Here is a 246-nt window from a genome sequence, read left to right as displayed (position 1 = left end):
CTCCCCGACCTCCTCCCGCTCTACCTCCTCGTGGTCGTCCCCCTCTCCCTGATCATCCTCATCATCCTCTTCCCCTCCTTCCTCCTCCCCATCACCCCCACGCAGTACCCCCCCCCCCACCACGACCACCCCCCCCCCCACCCTCCCCCCCCACATCACCTCCCCCACCTCCTCCCCCCCCTCCCCCTCCTCCTCATCACGATCCTGTTCCACAACCTCATCCTCACCCTGCGGATCGTCCCCTAC

Annotated in this window: 1 protein-coding gene; it reads right to left on the bottom strand. The window is 67.9% G+C overall.

The annotated features are described in order from the left end of the window. A partial coding sequence (locus FS532_RS19220) for a hypothetical protein (protein WP_222122019.1) occupies nucleotides 1–213 on the bottom strand: 213 nt, incomplete at its 3' end. Between the last annotated feature and the right edge of the window lie 33 nt (nucleotides 214–246).

The sequence above is a fragment of the Curtobacterium pusillum genome (genome assembly GCF_007673235.1).
Taxonomy (GTDB): Bacteria; Actinomycetota; Actinomycetes; order Actinomycetales; family Microbacteriaceae; genus Curtobacterium; species Curtobacterium pusillum_C.
Note: the sequence above shows the minus strand (reverse complement) of the source record. Positions and strands in the feature narration are given on the sequence as shown.